At 67.3% G+C, this 20,601-nt stretch carries 12 protein-coding genes; 3 read left to right on the top strand and 9 right to left on the bottom strand.

Annotation, left to right across the window (positions count from 1 at the left end; translation table 11 throughout):
• Positions 1–52: 52 nt before the first annotated feature.
• The 7 genes from VSX79_RS12735 to VSX79_RS12705 form a co-directional block, all read right to left on the bottom strand.
• Entirely contained in the window at positions 53–991 is a 939-nt protein-coding gene (locus tag VSX79_RS12735; protein ID WP_326913532.1) for a D-2-hydroxyacid dehydrogenase, read from the bottom strand.
• Positions 992–1,104: 113 nt separating this feature from the next.
• Positions 1,105–2,580 (bottom strand): cysteine--tRNA ligase, encoded by a 1,476-nt coding sequence (cysS, locus tag VSX79_RS12730; protein WP_326913531.1) that lies wholly within the window; start codon positions 2,578–2,580, stop codon positions 1,105–1,107.
• 48 nt (positions 2,581–2,628) lie between these two features.
• A complete protein-coding gene (locus VSX79_RS12725) occupies positions 2,629–10,377 on the bottom strand; it encodes a hypothetical protein (RefSeq protein WP_326913530.1) in 7,749 nt (2,582 codons plus the stop codon).
• A gap of 30 nt (positions 10,378–10,407) precedes the next feature.
• Complete coding sequence (locus VSX79_RS12720; protein ID WP_326913529.1) at positions 10,408–12,162, bottom strand: ShlB/FhaC/HecB family hemolysin secretion/activation protein; 1,755 nt, start codon at positions 12,160–12,162, stop codon at positions 10,408–10,410.
• 245 nt (positions 12,163–12,407) lie between these two features.
• Positions 12,408–13,166 carry a hypothetical protein gene (locus VSX79_RS12715; protein ID WP_179494907.1) on the bottom strand — a complete coding sequence of 253 codons (759 nt, stop codon included), beginning with the start codon at positions 13,164–13,166 and terminating at the stop codon, positions 12,408–12,410.
• The gene (locus tag VSX79_RS12710) at positions 13,153–15,243 is read right to left on the bottom strand and encodes an adenylate/guanylate cyclase domain-containing protein (protein WP_326913528.1); all 2,091 of its coding nucleotides are present in this window, start codon (positions 15,241–15,243) and stop codon (positions 13,153–13,155) included. The genes VSX79_RS12715 and VSX79_RS12710 overlap by 14 nt, the downstream gene beginning before the upstream one ends.
• A 4-nt stretch (positions 15,244–15,247) precedes the next feature.
• On the bottom strand, positions 15,248–18,334 hold the full coding sequence (locus VSX79_RS12705; protein WP_326913527.1) for a CHAT domain-containing protein: 3,087 nt from the start codon (positions 18,332–18,334) through the stop codon (positions 15,248–15,250).
• Positions 18,335–18,542: 208 nt separating this feature from the next.
• Here VSX79_RS12705 and VSX79_RS12700 point away from each other — a divergent pair, with 208 nt between their 5' ends.
• Genes VSX79_RS12700 through grxD form a run of 3 tightly spaced genes read left to right on the top strand, consistent with a single transcriptional unit; the run spans position 18,543 to position 19,495 of the window.
• Positions 18,543–18,869, top strand: a complete 327-nt coding sequence (locus VSX79_RS12700) for a DUF1476 domain-containing protein (protein ID WP_179497249.1) — start codon at positions 18,543–18,545, stop codon at positions 18,867–18,869.
• A 10-nt stretch (positions 18,870–18,879) separates the two neighbouring features.
• Positions 18,880–19,113, top strand: coding sequence for a BolA family protein (locus VSX79_RS12695; RefSeq protein WP_179494913.1), 234 nt, complete (start codon positions 18,880–18,882; stop codon positions 19,111–19,113).
• 49 nt (positions 19,114–19,162) lie between these two features.
• A complete protein-coding gene (gene grxD, locus VSX79_RS12690) occupies positions 19,163–19,495 on the top strand; it encodes a Grx4 family monothiol glutaredoxin (protein WP_179494915.1) in 333 nt (110 codons plus the stop codon).
• A 204-nt stretch (positions 19,496–19,699) separates the two neighbouring features.
• On the opposite strand, the gene VSX79_RS12685 is transcribed toward grxD, so the two are convergent.
• Positions 19,700–20,149 (bottom strand): globin domain-containing protein, encoded by a 450-nt coding sequence (locus VSX79_RS12685; RefSeq protein WP_179494917.1) that lies wholly within the window; start codon positions 20,147–20,149, stop codon positions 19,700–19,702.
• 3 nt (positions 20,150–20,152) lie between these two features.
• Complete coding sequence (locus VSX79_RS12680; protein WP_326913526.1) at positions 20,153–20,569, bottom strand: group III truncated hemoglobin; 417 nt, start codon at positions 20,567–20,569, stop codon at positions 20,153–20,155.
• Positions 20,570–20,601 lie beyond the last annotated feature (32 nt).

Below are 20,601 nucleotides of genomic sequence, written 5' to 3'. Positions count from 1 at the left end.
CGCCGCTGTTTAGAACGACCGCAGCCACCGCCTTCGCGGGGGCGACGTGTTTTCAATAACCCAGCGTCAAATCGACGCGCGGTTCGACGGCTTCGCCCCTCTTCCAGCGACCCAGATTTTCCAGAAACCGCTGCGCCGACCGCACGAACATCTTGTCCTGCGCGCGGCCCGACAGGTGCATGGTGACATGCGCGTTGTCGAGGCTCCACAGCGGATCGTCGGCGGGCAGCGGTTCGGGGGTTGTGACGTCGAGAAACGCCGCCGCGATCTGCTTTTCGTTCAGCGCCGTGATCAGCGCATCCTGATCGACAACGCTGCCGCGCGCGATGTTGATGAGCGTCGCGGTCGGCTTCATCGCGGCAAGCTCCGCCGCACCGATCATGCCGTCGGTTTCGGGGGTCGCGGGGACCGCGAGGATCACCCAGTCGAAATCTCGGAGCTGCGCGCGCCACTGGTCGGGGTTCAGCGTGTTCGGGCCGGGCGAGCGGCGCACGACGGTCACATCGACCGCAAAGGCTTTCAGCCGCTCCTCGATCAGCTTGCCGATCGCGCCATAGCCGAGCAGCAGCGCTTTCGATCCGAACAGTTCGACCTTGCCCGGCGAATCGATCAGCCATTCGCGGCGCTCCTGCGCGCGCACGACTTCGCGGTAGCCCTTGGCGACGGTCAGCATGCCCATCACGACATATTCGGCAATGGTGATCGCGTTGATCCCCGCGCCGTTGGTGACGACGGTGCCGCGCTCGCGCAGCAGGTCCAGCGGCATGCCGTCGACCCCGGCATAGATCGAGTTCAGCCATTTGAGGCCTGTCGCGGCGGTGATGACCACGGCCATGTCCTTCTTGTCGTACATGTCGAACCAGCCGATCTCGGCGGCGGGCGCGAGTTCGAGCGCCTCTTCCTTCGACGCGAAGAATCGCGGTTCGACCCAGTCGGGCAGGCGGTTTTCGACGAGCGGACGGATCAGGCCCGACAGGACGGTGACGGTCATATTTCTTCCCTCCCGCTTGCGGGAGGGGCCGGGGGAGGGCCTGTCCGCTTTACGGCGATGATGTGTGGAGGAACATGCCCTCCCCTAACCCCTCCCGCAAGCGGGAGGGGGATTTAATCGCCGAGCCGCCAGTCCCAGCCGAGCGGGTCGCCGTCCATTACCTCGACGCCGGCGGCGAGGAGTTCGTCTCGGAGCGCGTCGGATGCGGCGAAATCCTTGGACGCGCGGGCTTCCTTGCGGCGCGTGAGGATGGCTTCGATTTCATCGTTGGCGATCGCTGCCGCCTTGGGGCGGATGCGCAGGTCGGTGCGCGCGATGATGGCCAGGTTGAGGCCGAGCACCGCATCCATCGCGGCGAGCGCCGCACGCTTCTGGCCCGCGTCGATCTTCTTCATCGCCGCCACTTCTTCGATCAGCGTCAGCGCGACCGCCGTGCCGAGGTCATCCGATATTGCCGCATCAAATTTCGCCAGCAGGTCGGTCAGCCGGCGGTCGGTGATCTCGGCCGGCTCGGCGTCGCGGACCGGAGCTGCCGCCATCACCAGCCGCTTGAGCCGCGTCAGCGCCGCGCCCAAACCCTCCCACGAAAACTCCAGCTCGCTGCGATAATGCGCCTGCAGGCACATCAGGCGGTAGGCGAGGGGGTGGTAGCCCCGGTCGACGAGCAGTTGGAGCCGCAGGAATTCGCCCGACGATTTCGACATTTTCCCGCCGCGGTCGATCAGGAAATTATTGTGCATCCACAACCGTGCGCCCGAATGTTCGGCATGGTCGAGCCCGCCGCAACCGCGATACGCCTGGTTCTGCGCGATCTCGTTCGGGTGATGGATCTCGCGATGGTCGATGCCGCCGGTGTGGATGTCGAACGGCATGCCCAGTTCGGCCTCGCCCATCACCGAACATTCGAGGTGCCAGCCGGGCGCGCCGCGGCCCCAGGGGGAATCCCATTCCATCTGGCGCGTCTCGCCTGCCGGCGTCTTGCGCCAGATGGCGAAGTCGGCGGCGTGGCGCTTGCCTTCGACTTCGTCGATCCGGCCTTCGCCATCATCGGTGACGGCGCGGGCGAGCCGCCCATAGTCGGCCACGGTCGATATGTCGAAATACAGCCCGCTATCGAGTTCGTAGCAATGCGTGTGGGCGATGTGTTTCGCGAACTCGATCATCCGGGCGACATAGTCGGTCGCGACGGTCCATTTTGCGGGGTCGCGGACGTTCAGCCAATTGAGGTCGCGCTTGAACTCGGCGGTGTAAAAGGCCGCAATGTCCCACGCCGACTTGCCTTGCAGCGCCGCCGCCTTTTCCATCTTGTCGTCGCCTGCATCGGCGTCCGACGTCAGATGGCCGACGTCGGTGATGTTGATGATGTGGCGCAGCTTATAGCCCTTGAACGCCAGCGTGCGGCCCAATGTGTCGGCAAAGACATAGGCGCGCATATTGCCGATGTGCTGGAAATTATAGACCGTCGGGCCGCAGCTGTAGACGCGCGCCTCACCGGGGTGGACGGGCTCGAAAGTTTCGAGGCTGCGCGTCAGGCTGTTGAACAGCTTGAGCGGCGAGGCCGAAATAGGAGGGGCAGAGGCGTCGGTCATGCCGCCGCCCATGCCTCGCCCCGATGCGATCCGTCAACCGAAACGCGGCTATTGCGCGGGCGGCGTCCACAGATCGTCGTTGCCCGCACCGGTCACCGGATCGTCGAGCAGCGGCGCGCCGGTCAGTGGATCCACTTCGCGCATCGTGATTAGCGGCTGTGGCAGGCTGTTGCCTTCGCCCGCGCTGTCCTCGTCGCCGTCGATTTCCTCGATCACATCCTGCACCGGGAAATTATTGTCGATGTCGATCGCGACGGTGGCGCAGACGGTCGGGCTGGAGATGAGGCAGCCGTTGACGGTCGATCGCGGATCGTAGCTGCCGGCGACGGGCGCCGTGCCGCCGATGGTGAGCAACTGGAGCGTGTCGAGACCGGTTACCTGCCCGTTCGTGCCAAGCTGTACGCCGTTGACGACGATGCGCGACGGCCCTTGGGTCACGACGTCGAGCCCGCCAGCGCCGAAGGTCAGCCCGCGGCGCTGGGCAAAATCGGTGCCCGCCCCGCTGTTCTGGACATAGAAGCCGCCGACGACTTCGGCCCGGATGCCGCGTGCGAAAAGCGCGCCTTCGTCGAGCAGGATGCCGTCATTCTGTTCGAGACGCGTGTTGATCGCGGCGGTCGAGGTCGCGGCGCCGACATCCGCGATCGCTTCGGCCGTTGCGACGATGATGTCGTCGGACACCATGTTGAGTTGCCCCGCCGGGTCCGCGCCGTTCACGAGGCGCACGCTGCCCTGGCCCAGGATCACCTCGAGCGCGTCGCCTGCGACGAGATTGAGCGCGTTGGCGTCAGTGAGGCCGGTCAGTTCGACGTTGCCGATGACGCGCATCTTGCCCGGTGTGCGGATCGTCAGCGCGCCATTCGCGCCGAGATTGGAGCCCGCAGCACCGCCGGTCATGGTGAAGCCGTCGACGACGACGTCGGGCGGTGCCGCCGACCCGACCGAGGCGCCGCCAGCGGCCTGCACCGCGGGTGCGAAGATCTCGATCTGGTTGCCATAGAGGCGGGTCAGCTCGTCGGCGTCGATATGATAACCCGCAACGCTCGTGCCGGACGCGCCGCCGACGAAGGTCTGGTTGTCGCTGTTGTTGTTCGCGACCGACAATTGCTGCGTAACGCCGGCGGTGCCGACGCGGCCCGCCGGATCGATTGTGATATTCGCCGACGCGAGCGCGATCGACTGGCCGGTGACGATGCCGGTGACGCCCAGCGACGCGAGCGCGCTGGCGTCGATGCTGCCGGTGACGGTCACTGTGTCGAGATTGAGGAAACCGCCCGAATTGGCGAGTATGGCGTTGGCGGCGGCGAGCGTGCCGATGCTCATGCCTTCGCCCTGCGTGCCGAGATCGGCCGTGCCCGCGATGTTGCCGTCCGCGACCGACAGGTCGCCGTTCGCGCGGACGTAAGCGTCGCCGACGTCGGTGGCGAGGGACGCAAAGGCCAGGTTGCCGCCGCCTTCGATGCGGATCGCATCGGCGCTGGCATTGATCGGGCCGGAGGCAAGGAGACTGCCGATCCGGATGTCGCCGTCGCTGCTGTCCAAATCGGCCGTGCCGAGCACATTGGCCTGTTGCACGTCGATGCCGTTCGTGCCGGTCAGGGCAACATTCTGGCCCTCGACCGAGGTGAGGCCGATGGCGGTGTCCGCCGTCAGCGCTACGTCGCCGAGTGCGCGAACGCCACCGCCCGCAATGCCGGCCGCCGAATTCACCACCACATCGCCGTCCGCGTCCAGCGTTGGAACGGTATTGCCGCCGGGATCGGTCAGCGCCGCGAGGGTGACGTCCTGCGCGTCGATTATCGTGTCGCGGCCCGCGGTGACGACACCGGTAAGGTTGGCCAGGCCGGCCGCATCGACGACGACGTCGCTGAAGGAATCGATACCCGCGAGCGTCGTTGCGCCGCCCTGCGTGCGGATGCTGCTGTCGCCGCCGGTCGTGCCGAGGCCTAGGGTGGTCGCGCCGTTGACCGCGATGCCGTTCGCGGCGTTGAGCAATATGTCGTCACCCGCCGACAGCGCCGCCGCGTCGATCGCGCCGTTCGCCGACGCCATGACGATGTCGGCGCCGTTGATGCCTTCGGTTCCTTCCCCGACGCCGATCGTGAAGATCGGGCTGCCCGAACCCGACGACAGGCCGAGGATATGCGTGTCGGCGCCCGCACCGGTGGCACTGACATTGACCGCGTCGATGTTGCCCGGTGCGTTGACGGTGACGTCGTCGCCCACGCTGACGTCGGTCAGGCTGGCGGTCGTCCCGGCGACGACGAGCATGTCCTCGCCCGCGATGCCGCCGTCGATCGATGCGGTGCCCCCCGCGCTCACACCGAACATGCGCGCCGCAGAACTGTCGGTCAGCGCCGCGTCGCCCGCGGCGATGACGAATAAATTGCCTTCGGTGGCGAGGCCGTTGCCGTCGACATAACCGCCATTCGCCTGTGCCGAGACGTCTATGTCTCCGTCCGAATTGAGGAAGATATCGCCGCCTGCGGTAAAATTGCCCGAAAGATCGTCGGCCGAGAAGATCGAGATGGTGCCGTCGACGTCGGCGCCATTCACCGAAACCGCGCCGCCGGTGCCAAAGGCGAAGAAGGAGGCGTCGCCGGTCACCGTGCCGGTCAGCGCGATGCTGTTCGCGAACAGGTTGATGTCGCCGCCGGCCGCGATCGAGCCGCCGCTGATGCCCTCCGCACCCGGTGCTGCCCCGTTGGCCGACAAGCTCACTGACAGGCCGGCGTCGATATTGTTGAAGGCGATCGATTGCCCGGAAACCTGGACGAAGCCGCCCGCGCTCGAATTGCCGAGATCGACCGCGCCCGGCGCGACGATGTCGATATCGCCGCCGGTAATGATCGAGTTGAGGCCGGTTGCGAAACTGGTCGCGTTCGCGTTGAAATCATTGACGGCTTCGGCATGTCCGACAGTCGTTTCGCCTGTGCTAGTCAGCGTGATGTCGCCGCCCGCGAGGCCGTCGACGCCGATCGTTCCGCTCGTGGTCAGCGACAGCGTGCCGCCCGCGGCGATCAGACTGCCCGGCGCGCCGCTGATGCTGGTCGGCGCGGTGGCGATCAGGCTTTCGCTCGCGCGAAGCGTTGGCGCCTGGCCCTCGCGCGCATCGTGGCGGAAGTCGATCTGGTCGCCCGCGTCGATCGTCAGGGTGCCATCGACGTCGAATATGCCGTTCGACTGAGCATGGACGCCGATCGAACCGTCGGTGGTCAGCGTAACGTCGCCCTGGCTGGCGATCGTGCCGCCGGTCGGCGCGACAAAGATGCCTGCGAGCGCGGTATCGGTGTCGTTGTTGGTTGGCGCGGCGATCCCGAGTGCCTCGGCAGTGAGGCCCGCGAAGTGGATATTGCCGCCCGAGCGCAATTCGATGCGCCCCGCAAAATCGCCGTTCGCGGCGATGCTTGTCGGGCCGAGATCGACTTGTCCGGCCCCCGAGGCGCCGGCCGCCGTTTCAATCACCACGTGGCCGCCGGTGGTTTGATCCATGTTGCCAAGGCCGCCGTCGACGCCGCCACCTTGGCCGATGCCGCCGCTGCCGCCTCCGCCGGCAAGACCGCTCGCCGCGATGTCGACCGCTTCACCGTTCGAGGTGATCGTCCCGCCGGTGGCGACAAGCCGAACGGTCCCGCCGGTCCCCGCGCCGCCGTCGCCGCCGCTTCCTGACTGATTTCCTTCGCCGAAACTGCTGTTGCTGCCGGCGCCGCCCGCGCCGCCGCTTCCGCTGCTGGAAAGGGAGACGAAGTCGCCGCCGTCGAGGCCGAGCGAGACCGTTCCGCCTTCGTTCGCCGCAATCTCGATCGTGCCGCCTTGTCCGTCGCCGCCATCGCCGCCATCGGGGGCGATCGCGGGGAAAGAGCTGAAGCCCAGCCCGCCCGCGCCGCCGTTGCCGCCGATCCCGCCCGAAACGAGATTGCTCTGCACGGCCGTCAGGCTCGCTCCCGCGCCATCGGCCGCGATTCGCGAGGTACCGCCGGTTCCGTTGCCGCCGAGGCCGCCGGCGCCGTCGTTGCCGTCTGCGCCGTTGCCGCCGGTCCCGGTCGAATCGATGGTGACCGCGAGGCTGCCGGCCTCGAAGCCGGTGACGATCGCTTGGGCGGTGCCGCCGAAGCCATCGCCGCCGTCGCCGCCGACATTGTGGATGCCGCCCGCGCCGCCGGTGCCGAGCGCGACGCTGCTTGTCGCGCCGACCCCGTCGATCGGTGTTTCGAGCGCGATCGTCGCGGTGCCGCCGCGACCCGTGCCGCCTGTGCCGCCGACCCCGATGCCGGTGGCGGGGCCGCCGCTGCTCGAGAAAAAGCTGCCGCCGCCGCCGCCGCCGACGCCCGATGCGTCGGCGAGCACGCTGCTCGCGGTCGTCGTGCCGCCGCCCATGTTCACCGTTGCCTCGCCGCCGATGCCGTCGCCCGCATTGCCCGGGGTGCCGGGCGTGCCGGTGAAGAAGCTGTCGAACGGCCCGCCGTCGCCGCCCGTGCCGAGCGCGCTGGCCTGAATCACGCTGGCGTCGACGACCGCCGTGCCGCCGATGCTGATCGTAGCGGTGCCGCCGCGCCCGATGCCGCCGTCGCCGCCAGCGACGATGTTGAGCGGGTCGAAATCGTCGCCGGGCAAGCCGAAACCGCCCTGGCCGCTGGCCGAGGCCGTGATGTCGGCCGCGGTGATCGTGCCGCCCGACAGATCGATCGTCGCGACGCCGCCGACGCCCGTTCCCGACAGGTCTTGCATAGTGCCGCCAAAGCCGTCGGCGGCGATGCTGATGTCGCTGACCGACACGGTTCCGCCTGTCTGGGTGAAGGTCGCGGTGCCGCCAGTCCCGGTACCGCTGCCGCCATCGCCGGTGCCGCCGTTGGCGGAAAGTTCGATGACGTTGCCGGTGAATGTGCCGCCCGCGACGACCATGGTCATCGTGCCGCCCTGCGCGTTGCCGGCGGGAGGCTCGGCGCCGGGCGGCAATTCGCTTTCGGCCTGGGCTTGGCCGTCGGCCGTTGCGAACAGGTCGCCGGCGTCGATGCGGCTGCTGTCCGATGCGTCGGCTTCGACGCGGATCAGGATCGAACCGCCGGTGCCGGTCGGGTTGTTCGCGCCCGACGTTGCCGCGCCGCCCGACCTGCCGTCGGCGGACAGATCGGCACCGACGCCCAGATCGATCGTTCCGGCATCGGCGATCAGCTGGATCGAGCCACCGGTGGCTGCCGTTCCCGCCGCGCTGACGCCGGATCGCGCGCTGGCGGTGAGGGTGTTTAGTGCGTCGAGCGTCGCGACGATCTGGCCGCCGCCCGAGGCCAACAGGTCGATCGTCCCGCCCTGCGCCGTGCCGCCCGTGCCGGTGACATTGGCCGTGTCGCTGCTCGCATCAACGTCGTAGACCTCAGCCTGAATTGTCCCGCCGTCGGCGATAAAGCCGATGTCGCCGCCGATGCCGTTGCCGGCGCTGGTCGCGGTCGCGCTCGACATGCTGCCGCCCATCGCCTGGGCCGTCAGCGCGTTCGCTGTGGTGATCGCGCCGCCCGCCGTCGCGCTGACCGCGATATTGCCGCCGCTACCCGTCCCGAAATTCTCGCCTGCGACGCCCATGCCGACCGCGAAGAGGTTGATGAAGCCGCCGCTGGCGATCGTCGAACCGCCCGTGGCCGAGATTGTCACATCATTCGCGCTCGCGTTACCCGTCTGCCCCGTCGTTCCGCTCGGACTGAACGCGCTTCCCGCCAGCGCCGAGGCGTTGAGCGTGATCGCGGTGAATTGCGCATCGACGCCGCCATCGACGGTCAGGGTCGCCGTACCTCCCACGGCGTCACCGCCAATGACATCCTCCGCGCCGCTCGCATCACCGCCGCGCCCGAGCGCGGAAGCGAGGAGCTGGCCCGCGGAGACGGTCGATGCTGCGTCGGCATTGATGAGCATCTCTGCGGTTCCGCCGATACCATCGCCGCCATTCTGCGTCTCAAAGGGACCGATGCTGCCGCCGCCATCGCCGCCGGCCTCGACGAAGCTTTGCGTCGCCGAGAGAAAGGATCCGGGTCCTGACACCGCGATGCGCGCGGTGCCACCGACGCCGTCGCCCGACTGGACGAGGCCGATGCCCCCGGTGCCAGTCGCGTCGAGCGACAGCAATGTTACCGGGCCGACGGTGCCGCCATTCGCCACGGCCAGGGTGGCGGTGCCGCCGATGCCGTCGCCGCTGACCGCCGGTGGGTCGCCGGCGAAGCTGTTGTCCCCGCTCGCCAGCGCATTGATGAAGATGTTGCCGACCGTCAGCGTGCTGCCCGCATTGCTGACCGAGATGCTTGCCGCGCCGCCGCGTCCGGTCCCGGCCGCGCCGTTGGAGCCGAGGTCGGCGACGCCATTGGCTTCGACCGTGACGCCCGAAGAGGTCACGCTGCCGCCGGTGATCGTCAGGGCGGCGGTACCGCCCTGGCTGTCGCCAGTGAGGGCGTCGGGCGTGCCCGATGCCGATATGGTCAGCGCGCCGGGCGCCGCGAGCGATCCGCCGGAAACGTTCACCGCTGCGTTGCCGGGCGTACCGCCGCGGCCCCCCGACTGGACGGTGAAGCTTCCTGTCGCGCCGCCCGACTGGTTCGGCCCGATGCCGACGGTCGCGCTGACGTCACCGATGAAAGTCCCGTTGCCTTCGACGAAGAACTGACCCTCCGACGACAGCGGGGTGGGCGAGGGCGGAAGCGTTTGCGTCGGCGCGGCGGTGAACGCGCCGCTGGCGCGCGCGATCGTGTCGCTCCGGAACAATGTATCGCCCGCGGTGATGTTCGCGGCGGTCGCATTGGCCGGCGTCGCATCGAGTTCGCCCGCGGTGATATTATAGCCCGCCGACAGCCGCACCGCGCCATCGGGGTCGACCTGCGCCGAGAGCGCGTCGTCATAGCCGATCGCCCCGCTGACCAGCATCGTGACCGCGTCGTTCTTGGGAATCGCGACCATGTAGACGCGGCTTTGATTGCCGTTGGTGTCCAGATGCGCCGGGCCGGTTGTCGTGCCCGAATGGTCGATGACGTTGCCGCCTTCGGCGCCGACAAGGACGTTGATGTCGAACAATCCGCCGTTGATCCGGATATCGGCCTGTTCCCCGGTCACATAGGCGGCCGATCCGTCGACACGGACGTCTCCCGCCTGCACGACGCGCGGCGCGACAAGCGCGACATAGCTGTTGCCCGGACTGCCCACGATATTGGCGTTGATCGCGCCGTTCACGGTGACGGCGGAGGTGCTGCCCGAAGCGCCGCGGAAGCGTATCTCGCCGCCCGGACCGAACAGCCCGCCGGTCGTGACGATATCATTGGTGGTGAGAACAAGGCTGCCGACGTTGACCACGCCGCTCGCGCCGATCAATATGCCACCGGCGTTGTAGAACCAGATATTGCCGCCGCGCGGGCCGCTCGCCGAGCCAATATAGGAGTTGACCGTGCCGTTGAGCGCGATCTCGCGGCTGAGCGATCCTCCGCCGCCGTTCACGAAGCGGTTGAGTACGGTATAGTCGCCGGTGCCGACGAAATCCCAGTTTTCGCCGGCCGGAAGCAGGTCGATCGCGCCCCCGGTCGGGGCGGCGTCGGTCGGCACCCAATTGATGATGCTTTCCGCCCCGCCGACATTCACCGTCGTCGTGTTGGTCCCGCCATCGTTGCCGATCGAGCCGGCGCCCGAAACGAAGCTGCCCGAACCGGCGACTTGTGCCGACGCGGGTCCGCCATAGGCAAGCGCAGCGATCCCGGCCGCGATCGCGCAACTGGTCAACAGGCGCTGCTTGTCTTTGCGGACGGGCGAGAGGGTGGCGGTGGCACGCATGTCGATTGTCCTCGATGCAAAGCTCATGGGTCAGCGCGCCTGCACGCCGAACTGGGTGGTCAACGATAGAAGCAGCCGCGGATCGGGTTTTTCGGTCAGGAAGCCGCCGCGGTCGAGCGGCACGGCCAGCGTCACGTCGAGCCGGCCGAGGTCGCCATAGGCGACGCGCACGCCGCCGCCCGCCGAATAGAGTTTCTGTGGGTCGAGCCCGTCGAACGCGGCATCCTCGTTCCAAACCCAGGCGGCGTCGAAAAAGGCAAAGGGTTGGAAGGCGAAGGCTTTCGTGTTGGCGGGGACGAACGAGCCGTAGCGCGCCTCGAGTGCCACCGCGACGCCGCTGTCTCCGATCACCGTGCCGGGATCGAAGCCGCGCCCGACAGTGAAATTGCCGCCCGAAAATTCTTCATAGGCAAGCAGCGGATCGTTGGTCCATTGCGCGCGGGGCGCGGCCGACAGGGTGAATAATTTTGCCGGCCGCCATTCGGCGAGCGCATTGGCGCGGACAAGGAAGGCGTCGGGCTTGCCCTCGATGCGCGTCAGTGGCACCGCGCCCGGCAGGAAGCATGCCGTGCCGCCGGGACCGCAATCGTCGCTGGCACCGAGGAAGGAGACGCCCTGTCGTGCCTCGAGCGAAGTGGCGAGCGACCAGCGCGGTTCGCTGGGATTATAGCCGCCGCGGCCGGCGATCGAGTCGGGATCGATCCAGTTCGCGTCAGCGCGCAGGCTGAAGACGCGCAGCCGGTCCTTGTTGAGCGGCACGCCGGTCAGGCTGATATCCTGATCGATGATATCGAGCCCGCCACCGACGGAAACGCGCTGGGCTTGCGTCAGTACGAGCGGATAGGAACCGAACAGACTGACGACCTGCGTGTTCGATTTGATCGGCAGGCCGGTGAGGTCCGGCCGGGTCCAGGCGTAGGTATAGCTGGCGCCAAGGCGCAGCCCCTCGCCGCCGACGCGGAATTCGTGTGACGCCTGCACGACTTTCTGCTCATCGAAATCGGGGGTCGCATAGAAGCCGACTGTGGTGAGGTCGCCCATCCCGGTCAGGCCGGTGAAACGCGCGCGCGCGTTGCCGCCCCATCGGCCGACGTCGCGCGATCCGAAATTCTGCGCATTGAAGTCGAAGATGACGGGGGTGCGCGTAACGGTGACTTCGCCCACGACTTCGCCGGGAACCGCGCCGGGACGCAAGGTCAGCCGCGCGTCCATGCCCGGAATGTCGCGCGCCAGCAGCAGATAGCGTTCGGCATCGGCGATATTGAAAACCGGCGCATCGTCGAGCCGCGAGAGATAGCGTTGCAACAGCTTTTCGTTGGCGCCCGCGTCGCCGCGCACCTCGATCCGCGTCATCCGCGCCGAAAGGATGTCGAGCCGGACGATTCCGTCGCCGATCGTCTGCGGCGGCACGCGGACGGCGGCGAGATAGCCTTGCGACCGCAGGATGGTCGCGGCGCGGTCGCGAATCTCGCATATCGCGGAAATCGGGAGATCCTGCCCGACGCGACCGGCCCAGCTCGGCGCGAGCAGCCCATTGTCGATGCCTTCGACGGTCGAAAATTCCACTGCGCGCAGCGTGAAGCGGACATTGGCGAATTCGGGATTGGCGAGCGGGCAGGGCGCGCGTTCGATGCCGTCGTCGATCGCGACGATCTGCTCACCGGGCTGCGCGGCGGGAGGAAGCGTCGGGCGCTGGATTTCCTCGCGCGTGGGGATTTGCGGGGTCGCCTGCGCCCACAGGGCGGCGGGCAGGACCGCCGCGATCAGTCCCGCCGAACCGGCCAATATCCTGCGGATATCCGCGTGCCTGGACCTCGCGGCCGCATGAACTCCCATATCCCCCGCCACGGCCATCACCACCCCTTGCGTTCCGGCGCACCGCCATTGCGGTGCGCCCATGTCATTGGCTCCACCAGTGTCCGGCGCAGCTATTTTCGACCCAAGGAAGGTTCCGCCACGCGACAGGCGGTATTTCCCGGGAAGATATCAGACGGATAGAGCGCGTTCAATTGCGCCCCAGCCGTCCCGCCTCAACCCGCCTCCGCTTCCGACATCGTATCGACGAGGCGGTCAAGCTGCGGCGTGCAACCCTTTGTCATCAGCATGTCGATCGATCCTTCGACCGTATCGGGCGCGTTTTCCACGGCGGCGAAACGCACGGTCACCGGTTGCGCCAGCCCGCCGCCCGAGAGGCGATAGTCGGCGCCATATTGCACCGGCAGGATGTCGGTCGGCCATTTGCGGAAATTGGCGCCATCGACGATCGCGACGGTCGTCTTCTTGCCGCCGCTTTCGATCTCGAGCGCGGTATCGCCCTGCATATTGGGGCGCCACAGCATCAGCACCGCGGGATCGAGGACGCAGAAGGTCCCGCCCTCGCGATAGTCGAGCAGCCAGAGATTGGGCGCGCGGAGTTCGGCAGGCATTTGCGTCACACCTTCGCGCGAAAATCCGCCGCGTGACCGCATCGTCGGCCCCTTCGCGAGCATGCGCGTTACGTTGCCGCCGAGCGACTGGCTCGCCTGCACGGTTCCCGTGGCACCAAAGGTGCCGGGCCCCGAAAGCGTGCGCGTTTTACCCGACTGCATCAACACGATCCGGTCGCCCGCCACGAGGGTCAGCTTGTCGGCCGGCTTGAGCCGCGCCCCGGTCGGGTATTTGGCCGCCGACGGGCCGGTCGATCGGACGACCATCGATTGCGCGGCGGCGGCGGAAACCATCGTCATGGCGGCGACGGCAGCGGTGGCGGCCAAGCCAAAGCGGCGCATCCGGAAGTCAGGAAAGGACATAGCTTTCTCCCTCTTTGGTCTGGTTCAGGCGTTCGATCAGGAACAGGATGGATGCGTCCTGGGCGAATTCCGCGGCCAATGCTGTGGCGGCGGTCACAAGGGTATTTTTATCGCCCGCCGCGTGCGCCGCGACAAGCGCCGCGATCTGCGCGCGCCGTTCCGGGACAAGATCGGGGCGCGGGGTGAAAAGGTCGACCGGCTGCGCGCGCCCGCGCAGCGTGACGCGGCCCATGGGCACGAGGTCGTCGCGGCCCGAGCGCGCGGCGGCTTCGGCCGAGATCAGCACGCCGGTCTTCAGGCTCTTGTTCGCCGCCTCGAGCCGCGAGGCGGTGTTCATGCTGTCGCCGAGCGCGGTATATTGGATGCGCCCCTCGCCGCCGAAATTGCCGACGATCGCGTCGCCGACATGCAGGCCGACGCGCGTCATGCCGATCGGGGGCACGTCCTCGGCGGCGAGGTCGGTGCGGAATTTCTCGCCCGCTTCGTACATCGCGAGCGCGGCGGCGGCCGCCCGCTCGCCATCGTCAGGCCGGCTGAGCGGCGCGCCCCAGAAGGCGACGACGGCGTCGCCGACGAACTTGTCGATCGTCCCGCCATGGTCGAGCACGATGTCGGAGAGGCGGTCGAGATATTCGTTGAGCAGCCGCGCGACGGTTTCGGGGGTCACCGCGTGGCTCAATTTGGTGAAGCCTTCGAGGTCGGTGAAGACGCAGAAGATGTTGCGCCGCTCGCCGTGCAGCGAGAGCTGGTCGGGGTCGCGCAAAATCTGCGCCGCGACGTCGGCGGGCAGATATTTGCCGAGCGCCGATTGCGCGAAGGCGCGCTGGCGCGACCCGATCGTGCGCGCCGCGGTGCCGACCGCAGCATAGCCGAACAGCCAACCGACTGCCCAGCCGAAGGTCGGCAGCGTCGTCGTGTCGATGCCGTGCCCCTGCAGCCAGAAGGGGAAGGCGATGAAGAAGGCCATCTGACCGAGGAAAGCGAGCGCGACCCAGCGCGCGCGCAGGTCGATCAGGCTGGTGAGCCCGCCCGCGACGACGATCAGAACCGCGAGCGCCCAGAGCGCGGGTCCCGGGATCGGGCGCGGCCAGGCATTGTCGAGTTGCTGCGCGAGCATATGCGCGTGAACCTCGAGCCCGATCATCGTTTCATGCTGGCCGGTGATCGCGTCGGGAAAGCGGCTGAGCGGCGTGTTGAACTGATCATTGTCGATGATGTCGCCGCCGATCAGCACATAGCGGCCCTTGACCAGCTCCGCGAAAGCGCCGCGCATCTGGTCATCCATCGGCATCGCAAAGGTGTCGATCGGGATGTTGGCGAATACCGGTTCCTCCTGCCCCGCCGCGGCGCGTGCGGGGACGAGGAAGCGAATGCCCCCCTGAAAATCGGCATAGGCCGGATCGACCGGGGCCAGCGCATTCGCCATCAACGGCGGCAGATGCTTTGGCCGGTCGGGCCAGTTGCGGATCACGCCGTCGCCGTCGGTGCGGAACAGCACGCTCGTCGGCTTCGTCTTCGCGGTCGTCACATCGGCGAGATAGGATTCGAGATATTTCTGTTGTTCGTAGAAGATGGTTCTCGGATTGCTTGCCTGTTCGGCATAGGCCAGCCAAGTGGGCGTCTTCATCGCACGGAGCTGCGCTTTCAGTAAATCATCATCGGGGCGTGGCGAATCGAAGACGATATCGATGCCGATCGCTTTCGCGCCCATCTGGTCGAGATTGGCGAGTGCGTTCGCGAGCAAGGTCCGGTCGAGCGGCGAACGGATGCTGGTGCTGAACAGCGTCTCGTCATTATAAGTCACGAGGGTGATGCGCTTGTCCTGCCCGGCCTTAGGCGCCACCAGCGTTGCGCGCGCGTCGTAAAGCGCGCGCTCGGCGGCATCAGTCAGCGGCAGCTGCCAGCTGAACCGGGCGATCAGGATCGCGGCGAGCAGAAAGACGATCGTCGCCGCCATCCGCGACGGGCCGAGCTGCATGACCAGCCGGCGGACGCGCTTGCCAAGCGGCACCGCAGCGCGCTTGTCCTCCTGCGCGGGCGGGGCCTCGGCCGGGATGATGGTTTCGGGCGCGTTCATCGGATCAGCGGGCGGCGCGGCCGGCGGCCTTTCCCTTTTGCGCGGTCGCCGCGCCGTTGTGGAGCAGCGGCTGGCCGCCGTCGCCGATGATCGCGAAGCCCGACCAATAATAGGGATGCGACGTCTGCTGGTCGTTCATCAGCCGCATTTGGGTTGCCCACAGCGCATCGGCGATGCTCGTCCCTTCGTCGGCCGCGAACAGGCCGCCGATCAGCCGCTGCGTCGCGTCGAAATCGTCGGGCGCGGGCCAGTGGCTGGCGATCACCGTGCGGCCGCCTGCGCCGATGAAGCTGCGCACGAGCCCGTCGAGCGCGCTGCCGCCGCCCGAAAGTCCCGCCTCGCGCGTCGCCGCGACGCTCGCCGCGCCGGCGGTGTCGCAGGCCGACAGGATGACGAGGTCGGCGTCGATCCGGAGGTCGAAGATTTCCTGGAAGGTAAGGAGGCCGTCCGAATCCCCGCCGCCGAACGAGGTGACGAGCGCCGGGCGCGCAGGGCAGGCCGGGCGCGGCGCGGTGACGAGGCCGTGCGTCGCGAAATGGATGATGCGATAGTCGGCAAGGTCGGCGCGGTTCTTGACCGCCGTGTCGGTGAAGGCGCCCCCGGTGAGCAGGGTTCCGGCCGCGCGGCCCACGGCGTCGCGCGCCGTGACCAGTTCGTCGGCCGAGATCGGGCGGCCCCATTGCGCGACGTCCCACAGGCAGTCGGCGTCGGCGCTGCCGCTAGCCGCGCCGCGGGTGCCGGTGGATGGCAGGAGGCCCGCCACCGGCAGATTCTCGCCGAGTCCGAAATATTGGTTGCTTGCCTTCGACGGCGGAGCCTGGCGCGCGTTGCGAAAGCCGAGCGTGGATACCGCGGTGCTCGGGCGGGTCGTGCGGCCGAGCCATGCGATCTGGCGCATGTCGAACGGGTCCGCGCCGGGGTCGAGCAGCCGTCGTTCATAATCGGTGAGCCCCGTGTCGGCGGTGATGAGCAGATTGATCGGCAGGCGCAGCATTGCGCCGTCGGGTTCGAAGATCAGATGCGGCACCGCCGCGAGCTTCGCAGCAACCGGGCCGAAGAGCTGGCCGTAAAGCTTGTAGGCGGTCGCGGCGTCGAAGGGATAGGTGACGCGTCGGCCATTTTCGACGATCGAGATCGTCGAGCGGATCGTATCGACCGCCCGTTCGAGATCCGACGCGCCGATGTCCGATTTCCAGAGCTGCGCCCCGTCCCGTTCGATCAGCGTCGCATAGACGCCTTCGCCAACGACGAGCATTTTCAGATAGGCTTCGCCGGGCCGCAGCACCTGCTGCAATTCGGGCAGCTCGAGTTTGCCGGACGCGACGACGCGATATTGCGGAAAGGCCGCCAGCTGGACAAGCGTTTCGGACTGCTGGAACGCCAGATTGTCGAGCTGGGTCCTGACGTCGGCGCGCAAGGCGTTGACTTCGGGCGAAGCGGGAAGCTGGGCGAGGCGGGCGTCCTCGATCCGCGCGCGCTCGATGTCGCGGTTCAGCGTCGTCGCCTGGCGGAACAGCCGCGCCCCGTCGTCGCTGCCGCTGGACAATTCGCGCGCCAGCACCGCCTGCGTATCGGCCACACCGGGACGAATCTGAAGCTGGCTGGCGACGAAGAATTCGCCGGTCGCGGCCGGATCCGTCGCCGCGCGGTTCGCCAGCAACCGGTAATAGGGCGCCATGACGTTCGCCATTCCCGCGGTCGAACGCTCCGAGTTGGCGAGCGCGGCGACGACCTCGCGATAGATGCCGATCGCCTTGTCTTCCTGCGCATGGCGGGTGAGAAAGGCGGCATAGCGTGCGCGTGCCGAAGCGAGCGCGGTGGTTTCGGGATATTCGGCCGCGAGCAGGTCGACCGATTCGACGAAGCGCGCGTCGGCGCTGCCGATGTCACCGACCGCTTCCTCGGCCAGGGCGAGTTCGCCCAGCATCTGTGAACGCAGCCGGATGATGGACGTTACGCGGCCCTGACGCACGGCAAGCGCGTCACCGAGCCCTTTCAACTGCGCGGCTTTCGCCGCCTCGGCATCGCCGCGGAGCCGTTGGACGGTGCCGAGCAGGTGGACCGCCTGCGCGTCGATAATCTGCGCGCGCTCGATCGGAGTCAGCCGCTCACGGTCGTTCGCCTGGCGCAGGACGCGGGCATTGTCGCCGCTGTTGACCCCGGCGACGATTTCGGGGGTCAGCGTCACTGCGTCGCCCGTAATCGTAACGCCGGTGGCCAGCGGGGCGAGCGGCGCCTGGAGCAGCGCTGCCGCGCGATCATAATCGCGCTGGTTGAGCGCGTTGATCGCGCGGAAATTGCGGCGCAGGCGCAGCTGGACCGGATCGCTCGTCGGGATGGCTTCGACCTCGGCGAACAAGCGTTCGGCTTCGGCGAATTCGCCGAGGTTCGAGCGTTGCAGCGCGCGATTCAACGTAAATTCGCTCGGGTCGATGCCGGCCGCCGCCTGTTCGTCGAGCGCGCGGCGCGACAGCGCCTCGAAAAATTCGGCGGCCTCGGCATAGTCGCCGCTATGGTTGCGGCGATATCCCTCGGCCAACGCCTTGTCGACGTCGATCGCCCCGGCGAGCGTGCGCGCGAAGCCGTCATTGTCGCCGACCGATATCGTCGCGACCTTGATCACGCCGGGGATTACCCGGTGCTCGCGCACCGATTCGAGCGCGATCCGCAGCGCGTCGCCGTAGGCGGCGAAACCTTCGACGCTGTAGCTCGTTGCGCCGTCGGCTTCGATCCGGGTCGTCCAGGCGACATCGCTGCCCCGGACCGTGCAGGCGCCGTCGGTCGCGCAGGCGATCGTGCCGGCGCGCGCGCGTTCGATCCGCGCGCGCGCTTCGTCGGCGCCCGCGCGCAGCACTCGCACGGTGCCGACGGGCTGGCTGGCATCGCGGCAGATGATCGTCCAGGCGCGGTCGAACATGCCCTCGATCACGCGGTCATGCACGGTGGCTTGCACCGCGCACAGCGAACCGCCCTGCTCGCCGATGGCAAAACTGTCGCGGAGTGTCGGGTCGCCTTCCTGCGCCCGCGCGATTCCGGGCGCGGTCAAGGCCAAGGCAGCCAGAACCGGCACGAATTGCGAACGTCGAGTCATCACCAATCCCCCAAGCACAAGCATGAAGGCGCCGTGCCGATGCGATGCCGGCAAGGCGCAGTCTTCGTTGCTGCGGTACGACCCATTCCCTTGGGGCCAAACCCTAAACCCTTCGCAAGCGAAAGGGAAGTGATCTGCCGCACAGGCGGCTTGCGTCGCCGGGGCGGGCCACCTATCTGCAAGGCTAGGTTTAACCGGCGAGGACATGATGAGCGCATTCGACGATCGTGAACGGGCATTCGAGACGCAATTCGCACGCGACCAGGAGGTGCAGTTCAGAATTACGGCGCGGCGTAACCGGCTTGTCGGCGAATGGGCCGCCGAACGCATGGGGCTGACCCCCGAGGAAACCGACGCCTATGCCAAGGCGGTCGTCCAGGCCGATTTCGAGGAAGCGGGCGATGAGGATGTCATCCGCAAGTTGGCGGGCGACCTGACCGCGGCAAGCGTCGAGATCAGCGACGCCGAAATTCGCGCGGTCCTGAATGACAAGACCGCCGAAGCGCGCCGCCAGTTCATCGACAGCCAGAACTGAGGCTATCCCGATGGGCATGCGCGAGGATGATTTGCGGGCGATGATCGTCGCGGCCTTCCCCGACGCCGAGGTAACGATTACCGACCTCGCCGGCGACAACGACCATTATGCGGCGCATGTGATCAGCGCATACTTTCAGGGAATGACCCGCGTCGCGCAGCACAAGGCGGTCTATGCCGCCTTGGGCGGACGCATGGGCGGCGAACTTCATGCCTTGCAATTGACGACTGCCATCCCTTCATAGGGAGCAGATATTTTGCCTGCGCGATGGCGCGCCGGCCCGGAGACTTAGAATGACCGACCCTGCCACCCACGACCGCATCGCCAAGCTGGTCGCCGACAACCCCGTGCTGCTGTTCATGAAGGGCACGCCGCTGTTTCCGCAATGCGGTTTTTCCTCGCGTGCGATCGCGATGCTCGACCGGCTTGGCGTCGAATATGAGACCGTCGACGTGCTTCAGGACATGGAGGTCCGTCAGGGCGTCAAGGAGTTTTCGGACTGGCCGACGATCCCCCAACTCTATGTGAAGGGCGAATTCGTCGGCGGGAGCGACATCATGATGGAAATGTGGGAAGCGGGCGAGCTTCACACGCTGATGACCGGGGTTCCGACGCGCGCCGAGTAAGGCCGCACTGAGGGGTGGCAAAAGCCCGCCGCGCTCAGGCTCCGGCGGGCTTTTTTCGCTTTGGGGTGGTTATCGGCCGGTCGTGCACCCCGGCGAAAGCCGGGGCCCAGTGCGGAAATATCCCAGGTTAGTGCGAGCTTTCGGGACCCCGGCTTTCGCCGGGGCACACATCTCTATCGGCAACCTCACGTCGAAACCTCCCGTTCAGGCCGCCTCGGCATCCTCATACGCCTGCGCCTCGGTGGCGATCAGGATGTCGGCGAGCATCCAATAGGCCGCGCCCCATGCCGCGAGCACTTCATCAGTCGCCACCTCTTCGCCCAGCACGTCGCGGATCGCGGGCAACAGGGCATTTGCGACGTGGGGGTAATGCTCCGCCTTTACACCGGTTTCGATATGGCGGCTCACCATGCGCGACACGGCTGGACCAAGGTTCTGGAGCTTGTCGATATTCTTCGCATAGGCGAGGATCGCGGCGGCGAGGCGCTTCGGCTGCTCGCCACTCGCCTGCGCGGCGCGGTCGAACATCGCTTCGATATCCTTGTTCTCGAACAGCCGGGCGTACATCGCCGTCGTGATCGCAAGGCCGTGCTTTTCGAGCGCGGGGGCGGACGCTTTTACGATTTCCATGGCTTGGGCCGAGACGGTGCGCATAGCTTATCCTTTTATCGATGAGTGGAGGGAGGCCTCAGGCCGCCCGCGGCCGGGGTCGTCGAGGCGGAAGAAGAGCGCGAGCCGAAGGCTTTCGGCGATGCGCGCGGCCTTGGCTTGCAGGGCGACCGCGGCGTCGGGCGGCATCAGCTCGTCGGTCGTCGCGGACCAGATCACCAGCCAGCGATCGAACATCGCGGGAGTGATTCGGGCCTTGTGTTTCAGATGCGCGGTGACCGGGCTGCCCTTGTAGCGGCCGGTCGTCAGCATCACCGACGACCAGAAGGCAATGAGTTTTTCGAGGTGCGCGGGCCAGTGGTCGACCGCGTCATCGAACAGCGGGCCGATATGGGGGTCCGCACGAACGCGGTCGTAGAAGGCGGGAATCAGGCGCGCGAGCGCGGCCTCTTCGATCTGATCCATGTCGCTCGTGACTCACTATAATCATGTATTTG

Origin of the sequence: Sphingopyxis chilensis (genome assembly GCF_035930445.1) — a bacterium.
In the GTDB taxonomy this organism is placed as follows: domain Bacteria; phylum Pseudomonadota; class Alphaproteobacteria; order Sphingomonadales; family Sphingomonadaceae; genus Sphingopyxis; species Sphingopyxis chilensis.
Note: the sequence above shows the minus strand (reverse complement) of the source record. Positions and strands in the feature narration are given on the sequence as shown.